Below are 26,317 nucleotides of genomic sequence, written 5' to 3' on the forward strand. Positions count from 1 at the left end.
GGCTGGCGATGCGCACCGTTTTCAAGACCTCATACGACGCCGATATCCGGCTGTTCAAACACAATGCCCAAGCCTTCTGGTATCTGTTGCTGTTTGCGATTGCGATAGGCCTGCCGTTCCTCGTGAATGATTTCTTGATCGGGGAAGCCACACTTGTCCTGATCTGGGCGATCTGTGGCATGGGGCTTATGATCCTCGTGGGACAGACAGGACAGGCAAGCCTCGGCCATGCCGCATTTATGGCCATTGGCGCCTATTCCAACGTGCTCTATCAGGAGCATTTTTCGATGCCGTTCCTGTTGTCGTTTCCCCTCTCGGGGCTGACAGCGGGCGTGGCTGGAGCCCTGATCGCACTGCCCACGACACGCCTGCACGGTATCTATCTGGCCATTGCAACACTCGCCATCTCGGTTCTGGCCGAGGATTTGATCGTCATTCTGGAACCCATTACCGGTGGTGTGGCAGGTCTTTTTGCTCCGGATATTCAGATCTTCGGTTTCACCTTCAACCGCTATGGCAATCCGGTGGAGCTCTATTGGCTTGTGCTGGCGATCACATTTGTCATCGTCTATCTCTACCGCAACCTGTTACGGTCACCGCTCGGCCGGTCTTTCGCCGCCGTGCGTGATTCGGAGGTTTCGGCAAAGGCCATGGGCGTAAACGTCGCCCGCACAAAAATGCTGGCATTTGCGGTTTCCTGCACGATCACCGGGCTCGGCGGCGCGCTCATGGGGCATTTTGCAACGGTGTTCACCCATGAGACCTTCAACCTGATCATGTCGATCACCTTGCTGCTGATCATTGTCGTCGGCGGGCTTGGCACCATTCACGGTGCATTCTTCGGGGCAATCGTGTTTGTGCTGCTACCGCTTTTGATCTCTTTCACAAGGGACGGGATCGCTTCGTTGACAGGAGCCAGCTCAATTACAATTCCCGGCCTGGAACAGGGAATCTTCGGCGCTATCCTCATCGGCTTCATTCTGTTTGAGCCGATGGGCATCTACGGCCGCTGGTTCAAGATCCGCACCTATTTCGAGCTGTTTCCCTTCTATCGGAAGGACATGTTCCGCCGCCAGAAGAGTTACCTGAAGACGGAGCGCACACGATGAGCCTATTGGAACTCACCAATGTCACGCTGCGTTTCGGCGGCCTTGTCGCGGTTAATGACGTATCCTTCAATGTCGAAGAAGGCGAAGTCTTTGCTCTGGTCGGACCCAATGGGGCCGGCAAGTCGACGATCTTCAACATGATCTCACGGTTCTATACACCGGCGGAAGGCGATATCTTCTATCAGGGCAAGAGTATCCTGGACCGCGAAGCGCACGAGATTCCGCAACTTGGCATCGCGCGCACCTTCCAGAATATCGAGCTGTTCGAACAGGCTTCGGTTCTGCAAAACCTTCTGGTCGGCCGCCACACGCATCGCCGGTCCAACTTTCTCACCGACATGATTTTCACACCCTTCGTGCGCGAGGAAGAACGCAGACACCGCGAAGCGGTCGAGCATGTCATCGAGTTTCTCGACCTTCAGGCCTATCGCGAAAAGATGATTTCCGGGCTGCCTTACGGCGTGCGCAAGGTTGTGGAGATGGGCCGTGCGCTGGCCATCAAACCCAAGCTGCTGCTGCTGGATGAACCTGCTTCCGGGCTGTCCGTTGAAGAAACGCAGGACGTTGCCTTCTGGATCGAGGACATCAAGAAGGTGATGGGCATTACCGTACTCATGGTTGAGCATGACATGCATCTGGTCGGTGCGGTGTCCGACCGGGTCATGGCGCTGGCGGACGGACGCATGCTCGCCATCGGAACGCCGCAGGAAGTTCAAAACGATCCGGCTGTCATTGAGGCATATCTTGGTTCCGATGACACAGACAGTGGAGAAGCCGCATGAGTGACAACACAAATGCTCCGCTGCTCCGGGTCGACAATCTTGAGAGTTTCTATGGCCCGATCATGGCTATTCGGGGTGTGAGCCTGGAGGTCAAGGAGGGGCAGATCGTCACCGTTCTCGGAGCCAATGGTGCGGGCAAGACCACATTGCTAAAGACCATATCCGGCGTTATGGACCCGGAAAAGGGCACCGTCGCCCTGCAAGGGGACGAGATCCAGGGCAGCGCGCCGGATGCCGTGGTCCATCGGGGTGTCGTTCATGTGCCGGAAGGCCGTGAAATCTTCCCCATCCTGACCGTCGAAGAAAATCTGAAAATGGGTGCCTATACGCGTTCCGATCATGAAGCGATCGCCTCTGATATGGAACTGGTCTACACTTATTTTCCGATCCTGAGGGAGCGCCGGTTGCAAGAGGCAGGCACGCTTTCGGGCGGCCAACAGCAGATGCTCGCCATCGGCCGCGGCCTGATGGCCAAACCGCGCATCATGCTTCTGGACGAGCCGAGCCTCGGCCTCAGTCCTCTGCTCGTGAAAGAGATCTTCACCATCATTAGCAGGCTCAACCGGGAGCAGAATGTGACAATGATGCTGGTAGAACAGAATGCAAAGGTGGCGCTTGATGTGGCACACTATGGCTATGTGATGGAACTCGGACGTATCGTGATGAGCGGCGAGGCTGAAAAACTTCAACAATCGAAGGATATTCAAGAGTTCTATCTGGGTGCACAACAGGACACGCAGCGCGGACAGCGACGCTGGAAGCAACGCAAAACCTGGCGCTGACATGAAGGGAGGAGGATCACATGGGCAATATGGAAACCATTCCACCGCAGACGCGGGTCAATGGCATCAGCGTCAACAGCGACCTCCACCAAGGTCCCTATTTTATCGACGGCTGCGACACGATGGCCAAGCTCTTCCTGCAGCGGTGCAAGGCGCTGGGCGAACGCATATCGCATCGTGAGAAGGAATACGGCATCTGGCTTTCCTATTCGTGGAACGATTACCTCGAACATGCCCGTCTGATCGGACTTGGCCTGATTGCTCTGGGGCTGAAACGAGGTGAAGCGGTCTCCATTCTTTCGGAAGACAACAAGGAGTGGGTCTATACGGACCTCGCCGTACAGTGCGTCGGTGGCATCTCATCGGGCGTTTACACCACGGATTCATCCAGTCAGCTTGCCTATCTGGTCAATGATTCCGACAGTCGCTTCCTGTTCGTCGAAAATGACGAACAGCTCGACAAGTTTCTGTCGGTGCGCGACGAGATGCCGGGTCTGACCAAGGTAATCGTCTTCGACCGGGAAGGATTGCACGACTATCACGATGAGAGGGTCATCTTTATCGAGGAACTCTACGATATCGGGCGGGTGCATCTAAAGAAACACCCTGAACTGTTTGAAGAGGAAATCGCCAGATCGAAGCCGGAGGATATCTCGATCCTGGTTTACACGTCCGGTACAACCGGACCGCCCAAAGGCGCGATGATATCAAACAGCAACATCATGTACTCGCTTTCGGTCGGCGCTTATACCCTGCCCGCCCTGGAGACGGATGAACAGGTATGCTTTTTGCCACTTTGTCATATTCTTGAACGCTTTATCTCGGTTCTCTCACCTATTGCTTCGAAATCGACCGTCAATTTTGCGGAGAGCCCGGAAACGGTGTTCGACAATGTCAGGGAGGTCAGTCCGCACATCTTCACGGCCGTTCCCCGTGTCTGGGAGAAGATCTATTCCAGAATATCGATCATGGTTGGCGATGCGACGCCGCTTGGCCGTTGGGCCTATTCGCAGGCGCTTGCGGCGGGCATTGCCCGAGCCGAATGCCTTGAGGACGAAAAACCTGTTTCGCCACTGCTTCAGGCCCGTTACCGCTTCTGGGATGCTGTGGTGCTCAGAAATATCCGGCGCATGATCGGTCTTGATCGCCTGCGTCGCGGCACCACCGGTGCGGCCCCGATTTCGCCCGACCTATTACGCTGGTTCAAGGCCATCGGCGTCGACCTCTTCGAAGGCTATGGCATGAGTGAGACCGCCGGCATTATTTCGCTCAATATGTACGGCAAGAACAAGATCGGCAGCGTCGGGCTCGTGGTGCCTGGTGGCCAGGTGCAGATCGGCGAAGGCGGGGAAATCCAGTACAAGGCCGGCAATGTGTTTGAAGGCTACTGGAAGAAGCCGGAGAAGACACAAGAGGCGATTTCCGAGGATGGATGGCTGAAGACCGGCGATGTCGGTCACGTCGACAATTCAGGTTACGTGCATATCACCGGGCGACTGAAAGACATCATCATCACCGCCGGCGGCAAGAACATCACGCCCGCGGAAATCGAGAACAAACTGAAGTTCTCGCCTTACATTTCCGACGCCGTGATCATTGGCGACAAGAGAAAGTTCCTGTCCTGTCTGATCATGATCGATCAGGAAAATGTCGAAAAATACGCGCAGGACAAACGTGTGCCGTTTGGCGATTTTGCCTCGCTATGCGCAACGGAAGAAGTCCAGGAACTCATCGGCAACGTCGTGCGGGAAGTCAATGACGAATTCGCCCGCGTTGAGCAGATCAAGGCATTCAGGCTTATCGATGTTTTGCTGACAGCCGAGGATGACGAGTTAACCGCCACCATGAAACTCAAGCGCAGTTTCGTGGAGAAAAAACATAAAGCGCTGATAGAAGAAATGTACGCCTGAACCAGCTCTAGGAGGAGTAAGTTATGAAAAATCTGGTCAAATCCATGGCCTTTGCCCTGGCCATGTCTGTGGCTCTGCCACAGGCATTTGCCGAAACACAGGGTGTAACCGATACGGAAATCCTGATCGGTTCGAACAATGACCTGTCGGGAATTTTCGCTGCATTCGGCGCACCGGCAATCGCCGCGGCAAAACAGTATTTCGACCAGGTGAATGCCGCTGGGGGCGTGCATGGAAGGCAGTTGCGGCTGATTGCCGAAGATCATGCCTACCAGATGCCCAAGGCCATGCAGAACATCAACAAGCTGATCAACTCCGACCAGGTGTTCGTCATGCTGCTTTCGCTTGGCACGCCGATGAATATCGCCAGTTTCCCGCTTCTGGAGCGCAAGGGCATTGCCAATATCGGACCGCTGAGCGCCGCAAGGCAGATGGTCGAGCCTTTGGAGCCCTACAAGTTCGCCGGTTTCTCCTCGTATTACGATCAGATGAAAGCCGGTGTGAACTACCTGAAGGAAAACAACGACGCGAAAGTCGTTTGTGCCATGTATATTCCTTCGGACTTCGGCAAGGAGATTCAAGAGGGTGCCAAGGATGCCGCAGCAGACCTTGGACTTGAGTACAAGTCCGAGACAACCCATAAGCCTGATGAGCAGGATTTCGTGGGATCGCTGACCAAGCTGAAGGATGAAGGTTGCGACACGATCGCAACGGCCTTGGGTATCCGTCAAACGATTACGGCACTTGCGACCGCCAAGAAAATCGGTTGGGACGATGTTGATTTCATCGGCTCTTCAGCCGCTTTTCACACGGCAGTGGCGAAAGTGCCGGGTGGGGTGACCGAGGGCTTTTATGCCGCGGCCGGTTGGCCTGACCTTGGCACACGGATGGATGATCCGCATGTCAAGAAATTTGTCGAGGATTATCAGGCCGAATTCGGTGAGTTCCCGGGTACGGGCGCGCTACTGGGACGCTCATCGGCCGAGGGCCTCGTCATGGCGCTTGAGGCGGCCGGCCCCGATCTGACATCTGAAAGCTTCCTGAAGGCCCAGGAAAGCCTTGATTACATCGACCCGATTACCGGCGTTCGAATCGACTACGGCCCGACCGACCACCAGGGCGGTGACGCGATCATCATATCGCGTATTGACGGCGGCGACTGGAAGGTTGTCGGCGAACAGTAAGGGCCTCAACAAACGAGCTCGCCCGGCGCCAATCCGCGCCGGGCGGCAACACCTTTGTTCTTCTCATTCATTGTCCTCACGAAAACCCACATCTGGTGAAAGTACATGTCAGAAGCCGTTTCCTATGAAGTTGTGTCCGATGAAGCCGGTGCGATCGCAGTTATCGCCATCGACAATCCACCGGTAAATGCTGCAAGTCACGCTGTTCGCGAGGGGCTGGCGGCCGCCGCGGCACGGTTTGCCGCCGATACGGCGCAGGTCGCGGTCATTTACGGCAAAGGCCGCACCTTCATAGCAGGCGCCGACATTCGCGAGTTTGGCAAGCCGATGCAGCAGCCCGGACTAACGGAGGTCATAGACGGGATCGAGAAGCTCGACAAACCGGTTGTTTGCGCAATTCATGGGACAGCTTTAGGCGGCGGGCTCGAAACCGCCCTCTCCTGCCATTACCGCGTAGCCATCAAATCGGCGCGTGTCGGATTGCCGGAAGTCAATCTCGGTCTTTGTCCGGGCGCGGGCGGCACACAACGCCTGCCCCGCCTGACCGGCGTTGAGGCTGCTGCAGATATTGTTACGTCCGGACGGCATGTCCCGGCCGCTGAAGCCTTGAAAATAGGCATCCTCGATGCTGTTGAAGACGGAGACGATCCACTTGAGGCGGGGATTGCCTTTGCACGGCGCGTACTGGCTGAGAAGCTGCCCGCGCGCAGGACATGCGATGAAAACGACAAGGTGGAAGCATCACGCGGCAACGAAGAGCTCTTCGGTGCGCTTCGCGAAAGGGTCAAGAAGAAGGCCAAGGGGCAGCTTTCCCCGCAATTGTGCCTTGAGGCGGTCATCGCGTCGGCTGAACTGCCCTTTACAGAAGGCATGGCGCGCGAGCGTGAGATATTCATGGAACTGATGAAATCGCCGCAGCGCGAAGCCCTGATCCATGCTTTTTTTGCTGAGCGTGCGGTCAGAAAGGTTCCCGAACTTGAAACCGGCAAGGCCCGCCCACTTAATTCCGCTGCCGTCATCGGCGGCGGGACCATGGGATCCGGGATCACCGTTTCGATGTTGTTTGCCGGATTGCCGGTTACGATGATCGAGCGCGACGAGGAAAGCGCTGCGCGAGGCCGGCAGAATGTCGAGAAAATCCTGGATGACGGTGTAAGGCGCGGAAAATTCGATAAAGCGCACCGCGACCACCTGGCGAACGACCTTTATTCGGTAAGCTCCGATATCGATTCCCTCAAGGATGCAGATATCGTCATCGAGGCGGCTTTTGAGAATATGGGCGTCAAGAAGGATCTTTTCCGCCAGATCGATAAGCACGCGAAGCAAGGTGCGGTTCTGGCGAGCAATACATCCTATCTCAACATCAATGAAATTGCCGCGGCCACCGACCGTCCGCAAGATGTTCTTGGCCTGCACTTTTTCTCACCTGCGCACGTGATGCGGCTGCTGGAAATCGTTGTGGCGGACAAAACCGATGTCGACGTCGCCACAACCGGATTTGCGCTGGCGGCGAAGCTGAAGAAGGTCGGCGTGCGGGCCGGCGTCTGTGACGGCTTTATCGGCAACAGGATCCTGGAACGGTATCTGTCAATCGCTTCCTACATGGTCGAAGACGGCACCAGCCCCTACGACATAGACCGCGCGGTTCTCAACTTTGGCTATCCGATGGGGCCGAACCAGATGGGCGACCTCGCAGGCCTTGATATCGGTTACGCAAACCGCACCCGCAAGCGCGAGGAAGGTTGGAAGGGCCGCTACGCGGCGGATTACATGGACCGTATCGCCGAGCTTGGACGTTACGGTCAGAAGACAGGCCGGGGTTTCTACATCTATGAAGATGGGAGCCGGGTCGGAAAGCAGGACCCCGAGGTGCTTGAGATTATCGACCAGGTGCGTTCCGAAAAGGGAATTGACCCCCGGCCACTGGACGAAGAGGCGATCATGCGTCGCTACATGGCTGCCATTATCAATGAAGGCGCGCGTGTCGTTGAGGAAGGGATCGCGTTACGCCCGCTTGATGTCGATGTCACCATGCTTTTTGGCTACGGCTTCCCGCGCTGGCGCGGCGGCCCCCTGAAATATGCCGACATGATCGGTCTCGACAAGGTTCTCGCCGATATCCGTGAATTCGAGAACGAGGACGCGGATTTCTGGAAGCCCGCCAAATTGCTCGTCGATCTCGTTGGACGCGGTGAAAATTTCGATAGCCTGAACAAAGCCACGAACGCTTAAGGAACAACAAATGCGCGAAGCAGTAATCGTATCGACCGCCCGTACCGGCATCACCAAGGCATTTCGGGGCGGCCTCAACATGACCCATGGCGCGGAGTTCGGCGGCGCTGCCGCCAGTGCCGCAGTCGAGCGTTCCGGTGTTGATCCGGAGCTTATCGAGGATGCCGTTATCGGATGCGGCCTGCCCGAGGGCGCCACCGGCGGCAATATCGCCCGCCAGATCGCCATCAGGGCCGGCCTGCCGGTCACGACAGCCGGCATGACCGTCAATCGTTTCTGTTCATCCGGCTTGCAGGCCGTTGCTCTGGCCTCTCATGCGATCACCCAGCAGGGATCGCCGGCAATGCTCGCCGGAGGGATCGAATCCATCACCCTCGCCCAGGGAAATGCCAATACCCACATGGCGCGTAGCCCGTGGATCCTTGAGAACAAGCAGGCGATCTATCTGCCGATGATCGACACGGCCGATATCGTGGCAGAGCGTTATAGTATCTCGCGCGAAGCGCAGGATGCTTACGCCTTGTCTTCACAGCAGCGCACCGCTGACGCGCAGGAAGCCGGTCGCTACGATGACGAGATTATCCCGTTTTCAACAACGATGGCCGTCAAGGACAAGGAAACCGGGGAGATTTCCCAACACGAGGTGACGATCAGCCGGGACGAGTGCAACCGGCCCGGCACGACGTTGGAAGGCCTGCAGTCGCTTGAGCCGGTACGCGGTCCGGATCAGTACATCACGGCGGGCAATGCCTCACAGCTTTCCGATGGCGCATCCGCCTGCGTACTCATGGAGGCAAAGGAAGCGGAAAAGCGGAATATCGAGCCCATGGGCGCTTTCCGCGGCTTTGTCGTCGCGGGGTGCGAGCCTGATGAAATGGGGATTGGTCCGGTCTTCGCGGTGCCACGGCTGCTTGAGCGCGCTGGTCTGACAATGGATGATATCGGCCTTTGGGAACTCAATGAAGCGTTTGCGAGCCAGGTTCTTTATTGCCGCGACAAGCTCGGCATTCCGCAGGATATTCTCAACGTCAATGGCGGTTCGATATCCATCGGCCATCCTTATGGCATGACGGGCGCGCGGCAGGTGGGCCATGTAATGTATGAAGGCAAGCGCCGTGGCGTAAAGCATGTCGTGGTGACCATGTGCATCGGCGGCGGTCAGGGCGCTGCCGGCCTGTTTGAAATCTACTGAGGAAAGTCGGGATCATGGATTTGAACTACACGGACGAGGAAATCGCTTTCAGGGACGATGTCCGTGCCTTCCTGAAGGCCGAATTGCCGGCTTCCGTCTCTGACAAGGTCAAGGGCGGCAAGCGCCTTACCAAGGAGGACATGGACAGCTGGCATGCAATCCTGAACAAACGCGGATGGCTGGCCGAAAACTGGCCGGTGGAATATGGCGGGACCGGTTGGAATGCCGTCCAGCAGCAGATTTTCGATGACGAAACCTGCGCCGCCGGCGCCCCGCGTATTGTGCCCTTCGGTCTGAAGATGCTGGCACCGGTGCTTATCAAATATGGTTCCGAGGAACAGAAGAAGCATTATCTGCCGCGTATCCTCGATGGGTCTGACTGGTGGTGCCAGGGTTACTCCGAACCGGGAGCCGGCTCGGATCTGGCATCGTTGAAAACACGCGCGGTGCGAGACGGCGACCATTTTATCGTCAACGGCCAGAAGACCTGGACGACACTTGGCCAATACGCCAACAAGATTTTCTGTCTGGTGCGTACATCAACCGAGGGCAAGCCGCAGGAAGGTATCTCCTTCCTCCTCATCGATATGGATACGCCCGGCATCACGGTGCGTCCGATCATCCTGCTTGAAGGCACCCACGAGGTGAATGAGGTCTTTTTTGACGATGTGCGGGTGCCGGTCGAAAACCTCGTTGGCGAAGAGAACAAGGGTTGGACCTATGCCAAGTATCTTCTGACCCACGAACGTACCAATATCGCCAATGTCGGCGCCAACAAGGTTTCGCTTGAACATCTCAAACATATCGGTCGGACGCAGAAGGTGCGCGGCCGGCCGTTGATTGAGGATCCGCTTTTTGCTGCGCGTCTTGCACAAATCGAGATGGAACTCGATGCCATGGCGACCACCAATCTGCGCCTGCTGTCTTCGCCGGACAGCGTTGCCAATGCCGGTCCGATGAGCTCCATGCTCAAGATCAAGGGAACGGAAATCCGTCAGGCGCTGAATGACCTGACACGCCGGGCCCTCGGCCCCTATGCGATGCCTTTCGTTTCAGAAGCGTTGGAGACCGGGTATAATGAAGAACCGATCGGGCCGGACTACGCGGCTCCGGTTTCCAAAGACTATTTCAACAACCGCAAAATCACGATCTATGGCGGATCGAACGAGATCCAGCGCGGTATCATCACAAAAATGATGATGGGGCTGTAAGGACAAATGGACTTTAACCACACTGAAGACAGAGCCATGCTGAAAGACATGGTCACACGCTTTCTTGCTGACAATTACGCGTTGGAGAAGCGAAATGAAGCAGCAGAAAGCAGCGAAGGGTTTTCCCGCGAGCAGTGGAGCCGGTTTGCCGAGCTCGGCCTGATTGGCGCCCTCTTTTCAGAAGAAGTCGGCGGCTTCGGCGGCGCGGGCTTTGATATCAGCGTCCTGTTCGAAGAGCTCGGGCGCGGCCTTGTTGTCGAACCGTTCCTTGCAAGCGCCGTCCTGGGCGGCACCATGCTGGCTGAACTCGGCAGCGACGATCAGAAGGCGATGATCGGTGATGTCATCAGCGGCGAAAAGCTCCTTGCTTTTGCCCACGGCGAACCTCAAAGCCATTATGACCTCAGTCATGTAGAGACCATGGCGCGCAAAGACACCGGCAAATGGGTGCTGAACGGCAAGAAGGCTGTGGTTTTGAACGGTGACAGCGCCGATGCGCTTATCGTCACCGCGCGAACCGCGGGCAGCAGCTGGGATGAAGACGGCCTGTCGGCATTCATCGTTCCGGCAAATACCGATGGACTCACCGTCAGGGGATATCCGACTATAGATGGCCAGCATGCCTGTGAGATTGATCTCAACGATGTTCGGCTCGAAGAAAGTGCATTACTGGGCAAGGACGGTGATGCCTATCCGGCAATTGAGCTTTCGGTTGCACGGGCTAATGTTGCACTGACGTCCGAGGCCATCGGCCTGATGGAGGTCTGCCGCGACATGACCCTGGACTATCTGCGCACGCGCAAGCAGTTCGGCGTTCCAATTGGCAAGTTTCAGGCTCTGCAGCACCGGATGGCAACGGTACTGACCGAAATCGAACAGGCGCGTTCTGCGGCGATCAACGCGGCGGGTCGCCTTGACCTGAGCCGCCGGGAACGGGAAATGGCCGTCTCATCCGCCAAGGCACTGGCCGGGCGTATCGGTCGCCTCGTTGCCGAGGAGGCAATCCAGATGCATGGCGGGATCGCCATGACCTGGGAATACGGGCTTGGACATTTCGCCAAGCGGCTGATTATGCTCGATCACCAGTTTGGCGATGTCGACTATCATACGGTCCGCTTCGCAGAGTTTTCCCGCAAGGCGACCTGATGCGTGGCGTTCGAATACGATGAAAGTCATTCGCGATCAGACCGGCACGCAGAGGACGTTGGGCTATGTGGTCGAAATCGATGCGGGCGCCGCGCGTATCTATCTCGATATAGATGAGCGGCACATCAATCGTGGCGACACACTACATGGCGGTGTTATGGCGACGATGCTCGATGCCGTCGCGGGTTATGCGGTGAGCCTGTCGGTGGATGGTGAGTCGCTTTATTACACATCGACTGTATCCCTTACCGTGAACTACCTGTCACGTGTCAGCGAAGGCCGCGTCGTGGCAACGGCAAAGGTTACAGGCGGTGGCAAGAAGATCGTTTTTGTCGACGCACTGTTGTCTACGGATGCCGGTATCCCGGTGGCGTCGGCGACGGGAACCTTCAAGCTTTACAGGGAGAATGTGCGCGACTAGTGCAACTTGATCTCCGTTGACTTGCGATGCAGCCGCTTTCCTGCCTGACATCGCCCTTCCGATCAATTCGACAAAAATTCTCGTTGGAATGCTTCATTCGACCGCATCTGACGCTATGTTGCAATGCAGCACAACAGATCGATCGACGGAGGCTATTCATGTCAGAAGTTAAAACCGCCATTGTCACCGGCTCTTCAAGCGGTATCGGTCTCGGTATCGCGGAAGGCTTCGCCGCAAAGGGCATGAACATCGTTATGAACGGTATCGAGCCTTCGGAGCAGATAGAGCCGTTGCGGAAAAATTTGCAAGACACCCACGGTGTCGATGCGATTTATATCGAGGCCAACATCATGAAGCCGGATGGCGTACGATTGCTCATGTCGACGGCGGAGGATGCATTCGGGCGGATTGACGTGCTGGTCAACAATGCGGGGATCCAGTATGTCGCGCCAGTGGAAGAGTTTCCCGAGGATAAATGGGAGGCGATCATCGCCCTCAATCTTTCAGCCGCCTTTCATACTACGCGTGCGGTTGTGCCCGGCATGAAGGCCCGGGGCTGGGGCCGTATCATCAACATCGCGTCGGCTCACGGGCTTGTCGCCTCACCTTTCAAATCAGCCTATGTCTCGGCCAAGCACGGCCTTGTGGGTTTGACGAAAACCGTGGCACTGGAAGTCGCCGAACACGGTATCACCGTCAATGCCATTTGTCCGGGATATGTCTGGACACCGTTGGTTGAAAAGCAGATCCCGGACACCGCCGCCGCACGCGGAATTACCGAGGAGGAGGTCAAGCGCGACGTGCTGCTGGCTGCACAGCCGACGAAGGAGTTCGTCAGCGTCGAACATATGGCGGCTCTGGCCAATTTCCTTTGTTCCAGCGAAGCATCGTCAATTACCGGCGCATCGCTTCCGGTTGATGGCGGATGGGTGGCGCAATGACCATTGTGAGGCAAACCGGCAGGACTGACGCGGTATGAGCGAAGGTCAAAAATCAGTCAATATTGCGCTACAGGGCGGAGGCGCTCACGGCGCCTTCACGTGGGGTGTGCTCGACAAATTGCTCGAGGACGGACGCCTCGACGTCGAAGCCATATCCGGGACATCGGCCGGTGCCATGAATGCCGTTGCCGTTGCTGACGGGCTGATGAGCGATGGCGCGGACGGTGCGCGGGCAGCGCTTGAGCATTTTTGGCGATCGATCAGCGAGCGGTCGGCTTTCAGTCCGATCCAGCGCCTGCCCTTTGACGTGTTCATGGGCAATTGGAGCCTGGATCATACGCCGAGCTACCATTTTTTCGATGCGATGACCCGTATGACGTCGCCCTATCAGTTCAACCCGCTCGATATCAATCCGCTGCTTCAGCTTCTGGAAGAATGCATCGATTTCGATCGTGTGCGCAGTTGCGATCAGTTGAAGCTCTTCATTTCCGCTACGGATGTGGAAACGGGCCGTGTCAAAATCTTCAACCGCAGCGAATTGACGGCGGAGATGGTGATGGCATCCGCCTGCCTTCCTTTCCTGTTTCAGGCAGTCGAGATTGACGGTGTCCCCTATTGGGATGGCGGCTATATGGGCAATCCGGCACTGTTTCCGTTTCATACGCAAACGGACTCCGACGATATCATTGTTGTGCAGATCAACCCGATTGAGCGTCGGGGCGCACCGCGCACGGCTCAGGAGATTCTCAATCGCATCAACGAAATCAGTTTCAACGGAAGCCTGTTGCGGGAATTTCGCGCCATCGACTTCGTTCGCCGCCTGATTGAAGAAGGCAAGCTGTCGCAGGAACACTATCGCAAAACACGGGTGCACGTGATCGAGAATCAGAACGAACTCAAGCCGCTTGGCGCTTCTTCAAAGGTCAATGCGGAGTGGCGCTTTCTCGTTCATTTGCGCGATATCGGGCGCGAGACGGCCGAACGATGGCTGGCTGCGCATGTGGATCACGTCGGCAATCAATCCACGGTCGATCTTCGGGCCATGTTTCAGGGTCTTGGGGTGGAGCATCACGGCTAGCGCAGGCTGCTTGCAACGGCTGTAATGCTTGCCCCGGCGTCGCTCACCTACAAACTGTTCAATATTAGTGATAAGCTGCAACGAATCTGTTCAGTAAAAGTATAGCGCGTAAGAGCTTCTCATCCTGAATGTGGCGCCCTAGTTAAGGGTTAAGGAAGGAGGATGAAACCATGCGTATACTCGGTTTATCCATTATTGCCGGCTTACTGATGGTCACGTCTTCCATCGCGAATGACGAAATGGACGTGGCATCGGCAAGGGGCATTGTCGAACAGCAGATCACCGCATTTCTAAGCGACGATATCGACACCGCCTATTCGTTTGCGGCACCGGCCATCAAGAGACTTTATCCGGAGCCCCAGCGCTTCCTGGAAATGGTCAAACGCAATTATCAACCGGTCTACAGGCCGGGCAACTACGCGTTCGGCCGCGCACTCTCCGACACCGACGGTGATACCATTGCACTTGAGTTGCTGATCACAGGGCCAAAGGGCAAGGACTGGCGTGCGATCTATGTGCTCAATCGGCAGGATAACGGCAAATTCCAGATTTCCGGTGTCCAGCTTACGAAGCTCAAAAGCCCGGCGATCTGATCAGGAACGCACATTTAGGCTCAGTCCAGTGCTTTGAGCGCGCGGTCTGCCGCGAGCATCTCTTTCCACCTGTAGGCCCTGCGTTGTTCCGCTTGTGCGTCTGCGCCCCATTGCTCAGCATTCCAGTCTTCATCGACATGGGCGGCTGCCCAGGCCTCTTCGACGGTGACTTCTTCCTTTGCGATGGCGAGGGCCAGGAGGCCCGATCCGGTCAGCGTGGTGAAGGTGTGCAGGCTGGCGAGAGCAATCGGGCATTTGAAGCCGACAAGGTGAATGCCGACGGCATTGATCGCTTCTCGGGGTTGTTCCACATGCATGACGCCTTCGGCGAGCATGAAACGTGCACCGAGCGCCGTGTGTGCCCAATCGATTACCGGATCCCAGATTTCATTTTGCCGGGCGACCAGTCTTTCTGGCCCGTCGGCCCGATAGCAAAGAAGGTCCGTTCCGGCAAAACGCAGGACATCTTCCATCACTGCCTGAGGGTCGGTTGCGATCCCGTCAATCGCCGTATTGACCAGCCTCGTCACCGGCATTGACACCGGGTCTATTTCATCTTGCTGCGCGTCCCACTCCGTTCGGATGAGCTCGGCCAGGTCTTTTGTCGGAGCCGCCAGAATGTTCTTGGCGGGTGTGCGAATTTTCTTCCCGTCCAGCAGGATAGAGAACTCTACTCCGTCTTCACCAATGCCCGTCTTGTCATAGAAACGTTTTGGCAAAGGTCTTTTCGACAGGATCTGCGCCCGCTTGACGGGGTCGGCGTCGCTCATCATGTCATTGAGATCGTCCAGAATATCTCTCATCGTACCTGCTCCAGCCCGACGATTGGCGCGAGTTCATCGGGCCTTTCAATAATATGATGTGCGCCAGCCTGGTGAAGGTGATCCACCGCGGCATAGCCCCAGGATACACCGACCGCGCGAGCGCCGGCATTCACTGCCATTTGCATATCGTAGATAGCGTCACCCACGACGATTGTCTGCTCCGGAGCCATGCCGGTGTCGGCGCAACACTCAAGCACCATCGCCGGATGAGGTTTGGATGGGCACTCATCCGCAGTGCGTGTCGTGACAAAACGTTTAATCAGATTGTTTCGCTCCAGCAATTTGTCCAGGTTGCGTCGTGATTTGCCTGTGACCACGCCAACCAGAACCTCGTCCCTCACGAGCAAAGCCTCCAGCAGGTCCAAAATACCATCGTAAAATGGTTCGTCGATTTCTGATGCTTCGCGCAGCGTACGGCTGTGATGCCTGTAGCGATCCGCCAGATGCCGGATTTCGTCGTCGACCGGGCGCTGCAAGAGTTTTGCAATGGCCAGATCAAGAGACAGTCCTATGACTGATTTTGTCTGGTTGAACTGTGGAAGTGGCTGCCCGCCTTCGGCAAAAGCTCTTTCCATGCCGGCATGAATAAAGGCTGCGCTGTCAATGAGCGTGCCGTCGCAGTCGAAAAGGACAAGCTTCATCCCTCGTAGTCCTTGTCGAAGCCAAGAAGGTTCCAGCTCTGGACCATGTGAGGCGGAAGCTGCGCGGTGACATTGATCCTTTTGCCACCATCGGGATGCGGAATGGAGATGTGACGGGCATGAAGATGCAGGCGCTTTTGCATCCCGCCGGGGAACTCCCAATTGTGATCAGCCTCAAAATATTTCGGATCACCAATGATGGGGCATCCGATATGCGCTGCATGGACCCTGAGCTGATGCGTGCGCCCGGTATAGGGCTCCATCTGCAGCCACGACAATTGCTGGCCGGCCTGCTCGATGATGCTGTAGTGGGAAATCGCGTGGTCCGCATCCGGCTCCCCATGATGGCACACGCGGATGCGATCGCCGTCCGGCGTCTGTTCTTTTACCAGCCAGGTCGATATGCGGCCTTCCCGTTTACGCGGAACACCCTTGACCAACGTCCAGTAGGTCTTTTGCGTATCGCGCTCCCGGAAAGCGGCCGTCAGACGCTGCGCTGCGCCACGTGTACGGGCGACGACCAGAACGCCGGACGTATCGCGGTCAAGGCGATGGACCAGCCGCGGCTTCTCTCCCTTGCGGCTGCGCCAGGCTTCCAGCATCTTGTCGATATGGCGGGAAATGCCCGATCCGCCCTGCACGGCCAACCCAGCCGGTTTATTGAAAACATAGACCTTTGGATCTTCGTAGATCAGCATGCCGGAAAGCAGGTCAGAATCTGCACCTGCGGACGCCGGTCTCTTCTGCCCGGCCTCAACACCGCCCTTTTCATCGGTGCCAAGCGGAGGGATACGGATCATCTGTCCCGGTTGAAGGCGTGTGTCGTGTTTTGCCCGGCCGCCATCAATGCGGATCTGTCCAGACCGTAAGAGTTTCTGCAGCTTGCCAAAACCCAATCCGGGAAAATGCGTCTTGAACCACCGGTCCAGGCGCATGCCTGTTTCATCCGTATCCACTTTTCGCTGCTCGACGCCGGCCATGACTTAAGCCTCCTATGCCATTGCCCGGGCGAGCGCCAGCCCGGCGAAGAGTGCTGCAATGGAAAGCAGGACACTTGCCGCGACATAGAGGGACGCAGTCATGGCGGCGCCGCGCTCCCAGAGCATCGCAACATCAAGAGAGAAGGCCGAAAAGGTCGTAAAGCCGCCTAGTAGGCCCGTTGCGACCAGTAGCCGTACTTCATTCGACACACCGCTACGCCGCACAAGCCACTCCACAAAGATGCCCATGATGAAGGACCCGACAATATTGACCGTCAATGTTCCCCACGGAAAACCGGGACCGAAAGCCCGCAAGCTTGCCACATTTACAAGATGTCTGAGCGAGGCGCCGACAGCGCCGCCGAGCGCAACAATGAGTAAGTTTGCCATGGGGAGCGTTTATTCGCTTTTACCTCTGCGGGAAAGGCCGGATTGCAATAATTCCGCGAGGATCAGACCGCTGCCATCTGTCGAAGCGCTGCCCCGCTCAAGGCCGGTGAACGACCATTGCCAAATGCGTCCTTTACGAGTTCGATGACTTTGCGGTTGACCGGCGCGGGTGTTCCCATCTCTTCGGCAAGCCTGACGATAGCGCCGTTGAGATAATCGATTTCCGGCTGGCGGTTCTTCTGCAGGTCGTCCCACATGGATGAGCGTGCCTTGTCATCCATGGCCAGCATTGATTGGGCCACGCGCATGAACAGCCAGTCCGGCAGACGCAGGATGTGGGGAATCAGCCACGGCTGAACGCGCCCGATCGCCGCCGGCCTGATGCCGGCTTTGGATGTTGCAACCAGTGCCTCCTTGACCATCGCTGCCAGCACGGTGCGATAATCGCGATCTGACAGTTGCCGGACCAGTGGAACGTCAGAGAGCACGTTCAGCGCGTTGTTGAGGTTAAGCAGGAGCTTGCCCCACAGGACAGCATCCATGTCGCTGCTTGTTTCCGCGGTGAGCCCGGCTGCCGTCAGGAACTGCGCCAACTGTCTTGTTGCCGGATCGTCGGCAAGCAGGATATTTCCGGCTGTTGCGCGATGGAAGCGGCCCTCGCCTGACGACAGCACATTGAATGGAACCATGCCGGCAAAAACCCTTTCCGCGCCCAGTGCGTCTTCAAGGGCTTTGACGTTACCGACGCCGTTCTGCAGGGAAATGACCTTTGCACTGGATTTAAGATGCGGAGCCAAATCCACGGCTGCTTCCGGGGTGGACTGCGATTTGACGCAAAACAGGATGAGGTCGCATTTGGAAATAACGGCGGGATCGGATGATATTTTCAGCTTGCTTGAGGGCACACCAGCTTGCGGCCCGTCAAACCGTGTCAGGGTGAGCCCGTGCTGCTGCAAGGTCTCAACCGCGCTTTCCCTCCCCAGGAAGTGGACTGTCAAACCGGACGCAGCCAGCATCCCGCCTACATAACAGCCAATGGCACCGGCGCCGAATACACCGATCGTATCCGCCTCATCCGTCATTTGCCTGCTTTCTCGGCCCTTAGCTTTTGCCAGTATTCCAGGCGCTTTCTGATTTCGCGCTCAAAGCCACGTTCCGGCGGATCGTAATATTGCTGTCTTCCCATTTTCTCCGGAAAATAGTCCTGCCCGGAAAAGCCGTCGGGTGTGTCGTGGTCATATTCATATCCGGTTCCATACCCTTCATCTTTCATAAGACGTGTGGGTGCGTTGAGTATGTGCTTCGGCGGTAGCAGCGATCCGTATTCCTTTGCCGAACGGATCGCCTGTTTAAAGGCGACATAGGCCGCATTCGACTTTGGCGCGGTCGCCAAATAGATACAGGCCTGCGCCAGTGCCAGCTCGCCTTCCGGTGAACCGAGAAAATCATAGGCGTCCTTGGCGGCATTGGTGATGACGAGCGCCTGCGGGTCGGCGAGCCCGATATCCTCGGAAGCCATGCGCACCAGCCGCCGCCCGATGAAACGCGGATCCTCACCGGCGTCGAACATCCGGCAAAGGTAGTAGAGCGAGGCGTCCGGGTCCGAGCCGCGAACCGCCTTGTGGAGCGCTGATATGAGATTGTAGTGCCCGTCCTGCCCCTTATCGTAAACCGGGGCACGGCGCTGTACGACCTCCTGGAGTTTGGATGCATCGAATGTCTCGCCTTCCCTGGCAGCGCGCCAGACTTCTTCTGCAAGGGTCAACACCGCACGCCCATCGCCATCTGCCATGCGCAAGAGGCTCTGTCGTGCATCCTCGTCCAGCGGCAGCTCCCTGCCCTGCTCGGCCTCAGCGCGTTCAAGCAGGAGCTGAAGGCTCTGTTCATCATGGGGCTTGAAGGTTAGAACACGCGCCCGGGACAGAAGCGCCGCGTTCAACTCGAAGGACGGATTTTCCGTTGTCGCCCCGATCAGGATCACCGTCCCGTCTTCCATGACGGGAAGAAAACTGTCGAGCTGGGCCTTGTTGAAACGGTGGATCTCATCGACGAACAACAGGGTCTGCCTGCCGGACATGCGCCGGGCGCGGGCTGCTTCAAATGCCTTTTTGAGATCCGCAACGCCCGAGAAAATCGCCGAGATCTGTTCAAATGCGAGATCGGTTTCGCCGGCCAGAAGCCGAGCGACAGTCGTCTTGCCGGTGCCAGGCGGGCCCCAGAATATCATGGAACCGAGTGTGCCGTTCGCAATCATGCGCGTCAGGGCGCCGTCATCGCCGGTCAAATGAGGCTGGCCGGTTACTTCCGCAAGCGATAGCGGGCGTAAGCGGTCGGCAAGCGGCCTTGCCTTCTGAGCCGTTTCATCCGCAACCGACGAAAAGAGATCACTCATCAGCGCACCATTTGACGAAGCCTTCGCCCGTTGCGGGTGATCTCGAATTGCCAGAATCCTGGCTCTCCGGCGATTGCTTCGGCTACATCGCTTGCCTGTCTCATGGTTTCGCCGTTGATTTCCACCAGAATGTCGCGTGGTCGCAGGCCATAGCGATTTGCAGGCGATCCGTCCTCGACTTCAAGCACCACGACTCCCTTGATATTCAGGGGCAGCCGGAGCTGTTCGGCGATGCGGGGGTCGATATCAACGACGACCGCGCCGGAAAATGGGTTTTGGCCTGTTATGCGCAGCTCGCCAGGGCGTTGCGGATCGCTGGGCTCTCCCAATCTGATACTGAGTGTACGCACGGACGAACGCGAGATGACCTCGAGTTTGACAACCTTGCCGACACCGGCGGTTGCCAGGCGGTAGCCGAGCGCATCGGGGTGCTGGACTGTCAGCCCGTCCAGACTGATGACCAGATCGCCAACCTTCAGTCCTCCCTCATGCGCGGGTCCTTCCGGCACCACGGCGGTGACAATGGCCCCAAAAGCCTGTTCCATGCCGAGCGCTTCCGCCATGTCGGCGGTCACGGGGACGAAGGATGCACCGATGAACGGGCGCGAGAACTTGTCCGCGCCGCTCCTTGCCGCGTCGACCACGGCGCGTACCATATTGGCCGGTATGGCAAAGCCGATACCGTTGGATCCGCCGGAGCGCGAAAAGATAGCCGTGTTGATCCCGACCAGTTGCCCGTTCATGTCAACAAGTGCGCCGCCGGAGTTTCCGGGATTGATCGCGGCGTCAGTCTGAATGAAAAACCCAAAATCAGAGATACCGACACCGTTTCGCGCCAGTGCCGAAACAATACCGCTGGTCACTGTCTGGCCGACACCGAACGGATTGCCAATTGCCAGCAGGATATCTCCGACTTCCAGCCGGTCTGAATCGCTGTAATCGATCGCCGAAAACGGTCCGCCGCCGTCGATCTTCAGCACAGCCAGGTCCACGCGCTTGTCTTTCAGCAGAACGCGGCTCGGATATTCCCGCCCGTCGGCAAATGCGATCTTGATCTCGTCCGCACCATCGATCACGTGATTGTTGGTGACGACAATGCCTGATGCATCGACGATGACCCCTGAACCGAGCGAAGACTGGCGCTGCGAGCGCCCGCGCGGTCCTTGACCGAAGAAGCGTTCAAAGAAGGGATCGCCGGCAAAGGGCGAACGCGTGCGGACCATGCGCTCGGCGTAAACATTGACGACGGCAGGAGCCGTCAGCTTGACGAGTGGCGCGTAGGAGAATTGCAGTTCTGCTCTTGATTGCGGAACTACGCGCTCGCCCGCCGGCTTGGTTTTCTGGGCTCTTCCCAGAATGTCCGAGATGACGCCGCGGAGTTTCTCGGTGCTGGTTGGCTCTTGCGCCCCGGTCATAGTCAGCGTCAGGCCAATGGCCGCCATAACCGCGGCGGTTAATCCGAACCATTTCAGTCGGCGCATTCAATTTCCTCCGAGCGAATCCGTTCCGTATATATATGCCGGTCGATACGGATCAAAAAGGGTATGACGGTGGCATGCTGTCACTGCCACGAAAAAAGGCCGGGCAAAGCCCGGCCTTGGAAAGTTCAAAGGGTGCAGTTCTTATGCTGCTTCAGTCTCTTCCGTCTCCGCCTCGGCTTCAACGCGCGCAAGATCCTTGGCGCCCTTGGCATCGACATCGCGGTCGACGAACTCGACAACGGCCATTGGCGCGTTGTCGCCCTTGCGGAAACCGGCCTTCATGATGCGAAGGTAACCGCCATTGCGGTCGGCATAACGGGTTGCGATCGTGTCGAACAGCTTGCGGACCATGTCGACATCCTTGATCTTCGAGATAGCCTGGCGGCGGGCATGCAGGTCGCCCCGCTTGCCGAGCGTTACCAGCTTCTCAACGACCGGTCGAATTTCCTTCGCCTTCGGCAAGGTGGTCACGATCTGCTCGTGTTCGATCAGGGATGCCGCCATGTTCGCAAACATTGCCTTGCGATGGCTGGCTGTCCGGTTCAGCTTGCGGCCTGACTTGCGGTGGCGCATGAGCCTTCTCCTTCAATGCGGGGTGCACCCGCTGGTTCGATTAGTATTGATCCTCGTAGCGCTTGGCGAGATCTTCGATGTTTTCCGGCGGCCATGCGGGAACTTCCATTCCAAGATGGAGGCCCATGGATGCCAGTACTTCCTTGATCTCGTTAAGCGACTTGCGGCCAAAGTTCGGCGTACGCAGCATTTCGGCTTCTGTCTTCTGAATGAGATCGCCGATATAGACGATGTTGTCATTCTTCAGGCAGTTTGCCGAGCGTACGGACAGTTCCAGTTCGTCGACCTTCTTGAGTAGCGCAGGATTGAAAGCAAGTTCGGTTGCCTGAACTTCCTCGACTTCCTTTTGCGGCTCATCGAAGTTGATGAAGACACCGAGCTGATCCTGCAGGATGCGGGCGGCAAATGCGATTGCGTCCTCTCCCGAGACGGAGCCGTCGGTTTCCAGCGTCATGGTCAGACGGTCATAGTCGAGAACCTGGCCTTCACGGGTGTTTTCAACCTTGTAAGACACTTTCTTGACCGGCGAATAAAGGCTGTCGACCGGGATCAGGCCGATCGGTGCATCTTCTGCCCGGTTACGGTCAGCCGGCACATAGCCCTTGCCGTTCTGTACGGTGAATTCCATGCGGATCTCCGCGCCCTCATCGAGCGTGCAGATCACGTGGTCAGGATTGAGAATCTCGATATCGCCGACAGTCTGGATATCGCCCGCAATGACGGTGCCCGGGCCCTGCTTGCGCACGACCATGCGCTTGGGCTCGTCACCTTCCATTCCGATGGCGATTTCCTTGATGTTGAGGACAATGTCCGTGACATCTTCGCGAACGCCGGGGATCGAGGAGAATTCGTGCAGAACGCCGTCGATCTGTACTGCCGTGACAGCGGCGCCACGCAGCGAGGACAGCAAGACGCGGCGAAGCGCGTTGCCGAGTGTCAGACCAAAGCCACGCTCGAGCGGTTCGGCAACCAGTGTCGCCTTTGTGCGATCGGCTGCTGAGAACTCGATCTTGTTCGGCTTGATCAGTTCCTGCCAGTTTTTCTGAATCATGTTCAATTACCTTCCGTTCCTTGCCACCATCCAATCGTGACAACAGAGCTGGAGAGCCGAGAGGAGCAAAACTGCTCTTCGGCGTGCGATTCACACGTTAGACGCGCCGCTTCTTGCGCGGACGGCAACCATTGTGCGGAATGGGTGTCACGTCGCGGATAGACGTGATCGTGAAACCGGCCGCCTGAAGGGCGCGCAATGCCGATTCCCGACCGGAGCCCGGACCGCAAACCTCAACCTCAAGAGACTTCATGCCGTGCTCCTGTGCCTTCTTGGCGCAGTCTTCGGCGGCAATCTGCGCCGCGAACGGCGTTGATTTGCGCGAGCCCTTGAAACCTTTGGCACCAGCTGACGACCAGGCAATGGCATTGCCCTGTGCGTCGGTGATGGTGATCATCGTGTTGTTAAATGTCGAATTCACATGGGCAACGCCCGATGAGATATTCTTGCGCTCGCGGCGGCGAACGCGTGTGGCTTCTTTTGCCATCACAGTCCTTTCATCGATCTCTACACCGCCGTAATTCCAGCGGCTCCACCGGAAGGGGCGCTATGGCCGCCCCGACCAATCTCTAAACAAAACCCGGCTTCCACATTGCAAACCGGCCAGTCCGGAAAAATCCGTGCTTACTTCTTCTTGCCTGCAATTGCCTTGGCAGGTCCCTTGCGGGTGCGGGCATTTGTGTGCGTGCGCTGTCCGCGAACCGGCAGGTTGCGGCGATGGCGCAGGCCACGATAGCAGCCGAGGTCCATCAGCCGCTTGATGTTCATTGCCGTCTCACGACGCAAGTCACCCTCAACCTGGTAGTCGCGGTCAATTGCTTCGCGGATCTGAATAACGTCGGCGTCAGAAAGCTCATTGACGCGGCGCTCGGCCGGGATACCGACCTTCTCGGTGATTTCCTTGGCGAAGGTTGCACCGATCCCGTGAATGTACTGCAGCGCGATGACAACGCGCTTGTTCGTTGGAATGTTGACGCCAGCGATACGGGCCACGTCTGTTCTCCTTGCCTACCGGGCCAGTTCGGCCTGGCCGGTTCGTTGTGCGGCCGGATAGCCGCCTGTTGCTCATAGCCGGGACATGTATAAGCGACCAGCCCCGGTTCTCTCTTTCGAAAACCGCGCCAATCGCTCGACAATCTCGAATTGGCGGGGTTCTAACGGACTCGAGGCACGATCGTCAACAGTCCAAATGCCCAAAATCGGGCGCAATGATGTAATTTTGGCTAAATTCGTGTCCCAAGCTCAAAGAGAGGACAGAATCTCGTTGATTTGGGCCGTCACGACATCAATGTCCGCCATACCGTCGACCTGTTTGAGCAGGCCCTTTGCATAGTAATAGCCCAACAGTGGTGAGGTTTCCTTATAGTAAGCCTGCAGGCGTGTGCGCACGGTCTCGGGGTTGTCGTCCTTGCGGCGGCTGAACTCGGTCGAGCCGCACTTGTCGCACACGCCATCCTTGGCCGGTTTCAGGTTGACGTCATGATAACCGGCACCGCAGTTGGCGCAGGTATAGCGGCCGGAAATGCGATCAACCAGCACATCATCGTCAACGCGCAATTCGACAACAGCAGACAGGCCCATATCCTTTGAGGCGAGCATTTTTTCAGTTGCATCCGCCTGGACGAGTGTGCGCGGATAACCGTCGAGTATGAAGCCGGGCTTGCAGTCCGGCTGATCGAGGCGTTCAGAGACAATCGCATTGACGATATCGTCGGACACAAGCTTGCCCGCATCCATGACGGCTTTTGCCCGCAAACCGACTTCGGTTTCACCTGCAACGGCCGCACGCAGCATGTCGCCTGTCGACAATTGCGGGATACCGTGTTTTTCAACCAGTCGCTGCGCTTGGGTCCCCTTACCCGCCCCCGGCGGTCCAAGCAGAATCAGTCTCATCGTCCCCTCTTTCCTCCACGAAGTTTCGACTTCTTGATCAGCCCCTCATATTGCTGCGCAATCAGGTGTCCTTGAACCTGCGCAACAGTGTCGAGCGTCACACTGACCACAATCAGCAGAGACGTTCCGCCAAGATAGAAGGGAATGCCCGTTTGCGCGATAAGCACTTCAGGCAGAAGACAAACGAAAATCAGGTAGATTGCGCCGACGGCCGTAATGCGCGTCAGGACGTAATCGATGTATTCCGCCGTACGTTCACCCGGACGAATGCCCGGAATGAATCCGCCATGGCTCTTCAGATTGTCAGCTGTGTCCTTCGGATTGAAAACGACAGCCGTATAGAAAAAAGCGAAAAAGCCGATCATGACCGCATAAAACAGCATGTAGAGCGGCTGACCGTGTCCGAGCGTTGCAAGGACCGCCGTTGCCCATGGCGGAAGATCGGTTGTGTTCGAAAAGCCTGCGAGCGTTGCCGGCAGCAACAAAAGCGAGGACGCAAAGATGGGCGGGATAACACCAGCCGTATTGAGCTTCAGCGGCAGGTGGGAAGAGTCGCCCTGGAACATGCGGTTGCCGACCTGACGCTTCGGATACTGAATGAGAAGCCGACGCTGTGCACGCTCCATGAAGACGATAAACGCGATCACTGCGATGGCGATAACGATCACCATGATGATCAGGCCGGTGGACAGAGCGCCGGTCCGGCCGAGCTCAAGCGTGCCAGCGATTGCGCCAGGCAGCGCGGCGACAATACCGGCAAAAATGATCAGCGAGATACCGTTACCGATGCCGCGGGCGGTAATCTGCTCGCCCAGCCACATCAGGAACATGGTACCGCCCACCAGGGTGATGACCGTGGAAATACGGAAGAACCAGCCGGGATCGGTAACGATGCCGCTGCCCGACTCCAATCCGACCGCGATACCGTAGGCCTGCATGGTGGCCAGCAGCACGGTGCCGTAACGGGTATACTGGTTGATGACCTTGCGGCCCTGCTCGCCTTCTTTCTTGAGCTGCTCAAGCGTCGGTACGACCGACGTCATCAACTGCATGATGATGGAGGCGGAAATGTACGGCATGATGCCGAGTGCGAAGATCGCCATACGCTCGACGGCACCACCGGCAAACATATTGAACAGTCCGAGAATACCGCCGGCCTGTTGCTGGAACGCCTGCGCAAACGCTTCCGGGTTCAGACCGGGAAGCGGAATATAGGTGCCCAGCCGATAGACCAGAAGCGCACCCAGGGTAAACCAGATGCGCTTCTTGAGATCCTCGGCTTTCGCAAAGGCAGAAAAATTCAGATTGGCTGCGAGTTGTTCGGCTGCAGATGCCATGCGCAATCTCCGCGAGACCCGTTCCCTGAAAGCCTATCGACGTCAATAGGATACCGGGCGGATCAGATTTTCTGTTTTCAGGCGACGGATACGTGATCCCTGACCAGATTTCCGGCCGCCTTTCAGTTCGCGTCCCCAATGACGCCTTGCGTCATCCATATGGGAACAGGCTGG

Annotated in this window: 26 protein-coding genes; 13 read left to right on the forward strand and 13 right to left on the reverse strand. The window is 57.3% G+C overall.

Annotation, left to right across the window (positions count from 1 at the left end; translation table 11 throughout):
• Positions 1 to 8 precede the first annotated feature (8 nt).
• The 13 genes from OQ273_RS08570 to OQ273_RS08630 all read left to right on the forward strand — a co-directional run bounded on the left by OQ273_RS08570 (position 9) and on the right by OQ273_RS08630 (position 14,581).
• Positions 9 to 1,109, forward strand: coding sequence for a branched-chain amino acid ABC transporter permease (locus OQ273_RS08570; RefSeq protein WP_267990032.1), 1,101 nt, complete (start codon positions 9 to 11; stop codon positions 1,107 to 1,109).
• Positions 1,106 to 1,891 carry an ABC transporter ATP-binding protein gene (locus OQ273_RS08575; RefSeq protein ID WP_267990033.1) on the forward strand — a complete coding sequence of 262 codons (786 nt, stop codon included), beginning with the start codon at positions 1,106 to 1,108 and terminating at the stop codon, positions 1,889 to 1,891. The genes OQ273_RS08570 and OQ273_RS08575 overlap by 4 nt, the downstream gene beginning before the upstream one ends.
• Complete coding sequence (locus OQ273_RS08580; protein WP_267990034.1) at positions 1,888 to 2,673, forward strand: ABC transporter ATP-binding protein; 786 nt, start codon at positions 1,888 to 1,890, stop codon at positions 2,671 to 2,673. The genes OQ273_RS08575 and OQ273_RS08580 overlap by 4 nt, the downstream gene beginning before the upstream one ends.
• A gap of 20 nt (positions 2,674 to 2,693) precedes the next feature.
• On the forward strand, positions 2,694 to 4,583 hold the full coding sequence (locus OQ273_RS08585) for an AMP-dependent synthetase/ligase (protein WP_425493365.1): 1,890 nt from the start codon (positions 2,694 to 2,696) through the stop codon (positions 4,581 to 4,583).
• A 23-nt stretch (positions 4,584 to 4,606) separates the two neighbouring features.
• On the forward strand, positions 4,607 to 5,767 hold the full coding sequence (locus tag OQ273_RS08590) for an ABC transporter substrate-binding protein (protein ID WP_267990035.1): 1,161 nt from the start codon (positions 4,607 to 4,609) through the stop codon (positions 5,765 to 5,767).
• 105 nt (positions 5,768 to 5,872) lie between these two features.
• Positions 5,873 to 7,999, forward strand: coding sequence for a 3-hydroxyacyl-CoA dehydrogenase NAD-binding domain-containing protein (locus tag OQ273_RS08595; RefSeq protein WP_267990036.1), 2,127 nt, complete (start codon positions 5,873 to 5,875; stop codon positions 7,997 to 7,999).
• Between the two features lie 10 nt (positions 8,000 to 8,009).
• Entirely contained in the window at positions 8,010 to 9,191 is a 1,182-nt protein-coding gene (locus tag OQ273_RS08600) for an acetyl-CoA C-acyltransferase (protein ID WP_267990037.1), read from the forward strand.
• Positions 9,192 to 9,205: 14 nt separating this feature from the next.
• Complete coding sequence (locus OQ273_RS08605) at positions 9,206 to 10,402, forward strand: acyl-CoA dehydrogenase family protein (RefSeq protein WP_267990038.1); 1,197 nt, start codon at positions 9,206 to 9,208, stop codon at positions 10,400 to 10,402.
• Between the two features lie 6 nt (positions 10,403 to 10,408).
• On the forward strand, positions 10,409 to 11,548 hold the full coding sequence (locus OQ273_RS08610; RefSeq protein ID WP_267990039.1) for an acyl-CoA dehydrogenase family protein: 1,140 nt from the start codon (positions 10,409 to 10,411) through the stop codon (positions 11,546 to 11,548).
• Between the two features lie 19 nt (positions 11,549 to 11,567).
• The gene (locus OQ273_RS08615) at positions 11,568 to 11,969 is read left to right on the forward strand and encodes a PaaI family thioesterase (RefSeq protein ID WP_267990040.1); all 402 of its coding nucleotides are present in this window, start codon (positions 11,568 to 11,570) and stop codon (positions 11,967 to 11,969) included.
• A 158-nt stretch (positions 11,970 to 12,127) separates the two neighbouring features.
• Positions 12,128 to 12,910 (forward strand): 3-hydroxybutyrate dehydrogenase, encoded by a 783-nt coding sequence (locus OQ273_RS08620; RefSeq protein ID WP_267990041.1) that lies wholly within the window; start codon positions 12,128 to 12,130, stop codon positions 12,908 to 12,910.
• A 34-nt stretch (positions 12,911 to 12,944) separates the two neighbouring features.
• Entirely contained in the window at positions 12,945 to 13,988 is a 1,044-nt protein-coding gene (locus OQ273_RS08625; protein ID WP_267990042.1) for a patatin-like phospholipase family protein, read from the forward strand.
• 170 nt (positions 13,989 to 14,158) lie between these two features.
• On the forward strand, positions 14,159 to 14,581 hold the full coding sequence (locus OQ273_RS08630; protein WP_267990043.1) for a DUF4864 domain-containing protein: 423 nt from the start codon (positions 14,159 to 14,161) through the stop codon (positions 14,579 to 14,581).
• A gap of 20 nt (positions 14,582 to 14,601) precedes the next feature.
• On the opposite strand, the gene OQ273_RS08635 is transcribed toward OQ273_RS08630, so the two are convergent.
• From OQ273_RS08635 to secY, 13 genes are all read right to left on the reverse strand, one after another.
• A complete protein-coding gene (locus tag OQ273_RS08635; protein WP_267990044.1) occupies positions 14,602 to 15,384 on the reverse strand; it encodes an ATP12 family chaperone protein in 783 nt (260 codons plus the stop codon).
• Positions 15,381 to 16,046, reverse strand: a complete 666-nt coding sequence (locus OQ273_RS08640) for an HAD-IA family hydrolase (protein ID WP_267990045.1) — start codon at positions 16,044 to 16,046, stop codon at positions 15,381 to 15,383. The genes OQ273_RS08635 and OQ273_RS08640 overlap by 4 nt, the downstream gene beginning before the upstream one ends.
• Positions 16,043 to 17,026, reverse strand: a complete 984-nt coding sequence (locus OQ273_RS08645) for an RluA family pseudouridine synthase (RefSeq protein ID WP_267990046.1) — start codon at positions 17,024 to 17,026, stop codon at positions 16,043 to 16,045. Before OQ273_RS08645 ends, OQ273_RS08640 begins: the two co-directional genes overlap by 4 nt.
• A gap of 12 nt (positions 17,027 to 17,038) precedes the next feature.
• Positions 17,039 to 17,416: a fluoride efflux transporter CrcB gene (crcB, locus tag OQ273_RS08650; protein ID WP_267990047.1), complete on the reverse strand. Its 378-nt coding sequence runs from the start codon at positions 17,414 to 17,416 to the stop codon at positions 17,039 to 17,041.
• Positions 17,417 to 17,478: 62 nt separating this feature from the next.
• On the reverse strand, positions 17,479 to 18,498 hold the full coding sequence (locus OQ273_RS08655) for a 2-dehydropantoate 2-reductase (protein ID WP_267990048.1): 1,020 nt from the start codon (positions 18,496 to 18,498) through the stop codon (positions 17,479 to 17,481).
• The gene (locus OQ273_RS08660; protein WP_267990049.1) at positions 18,495 to 19,808 is read right to left on the reverse strand and encodes a replication-associated recombination protein A; all 1,314 of its coding nucleotides are present in this window, start codon (positions 19,806 to 19,808) and stop codon (positions 18,495 to 18,497) included. The genes OQ273_RS08655 and OQ273_RS08660 overlap by 4 nt, the downstream gene beginning before the upstream one ends.
• Positions 19,808 to 21,289: a DegQ family serine endoprotease gene (locus OQ273_RS08665; RefSeq protein ID WP_267990050.1), complete on the reverse strand. Its 1,482-nt coding sequence runs from the start codon at positions 21,287 to 21,289 to the stop codon at positions 19,808 to 19,810. The genes OQ273_RS08660 and OQ273_RS08665 overlap by 1 nt, the downstream gene beginning before the upstream one ends.
• Before the next feature lie 141 nt (positions 21,290 to 21,430).
• On the reverse strand, positions 21,431 to 21,862 hold the full coding sequence (gene rplQ / locus OQ273_RS08670) for a 50S ribosomal protein L17 (RefSeq protein ID WP_267990051.1): 432 nt from the start codon (positions 21,860 to 21,862) through the stop codon (positions 21,431 to 21,433).
• A gap of 40 nt (positions 21,863 to 21,902) precedes the next feature.
• Complete coding sequence (locus tag OQ273_RS08675; protein WP_267990052.1) at positions 21,903 to 22,913, reverse strand: DNA-directed RNA polymerase subunit alpha; 1,011 nt, start codon at positions 22,911 to 22,913, stop codon at positions 21,903 to 21,905.
• A gap of 97 nt (positions 22,914 to 23,010) precedes the next feature.
• Positions 23,011 to 23,400: a 30S ribosomal protein S11 gene (gene rpsK, locus OQ273_RS08680; protein WP_136657421.1), complete on the reverse strand. Its 390-nt coding sequence runs from the start codon at positions 23,398 to 23,400 to the stop codon at positions 23,011 to 23,013.
• Positions 23,401 to 23,537: 137 nt separating this feature from the next.
• A complete protein-coding gene (gene rpsM / locus OQ273_RS08685; protein ID WP_267990053.1) occupies positions 23,538 to 23,906 on the reverse strand; it encodes a 30S ribosomal protein S13 in 369 nt (122 codons plus the stop codon).
• Between the two features lie 249 nt (positions 23,907 to 24,155).
• Positions 24,156 to 24,806 (reverse strand): adenylate kinase, encoded by a 651-nt coding sequence (locus OQ273_RS08690; RefSeq protein WP_267990054.1) that lies wholly within the window; start codon positions 24,804 to 24,806, stop codon positions 24,156 to 24,158.
• A complete protein-coding gene (gene secY / locus OQ273_RS08695) occupies positions 24,803 to 26,143 on the reverse strand; it encodes a preprotein translocase subunit SecY (protein ID WP_267990055.1) in 1,341 nt (446 codons plus the stop codon). The genes OQ273_RS08690 and secY overlap by 4 nt, the downstream gene beginning before the upstream one ends.
• Positions 26,144 to 26,317 lie beyond the last annotated feature (174 nt).

This window comes from Hoeflea prorocentri (genome assembly GCF_027944115.1).
In the GTDB taxonomy this organism is placed as follows: Bacteria; Pseudomonadota; Alphaproteobacteria; order Rhizobiales; family Rhizobiaceae; genus Hoeflea_A; species Hoeflea_A prorocentri.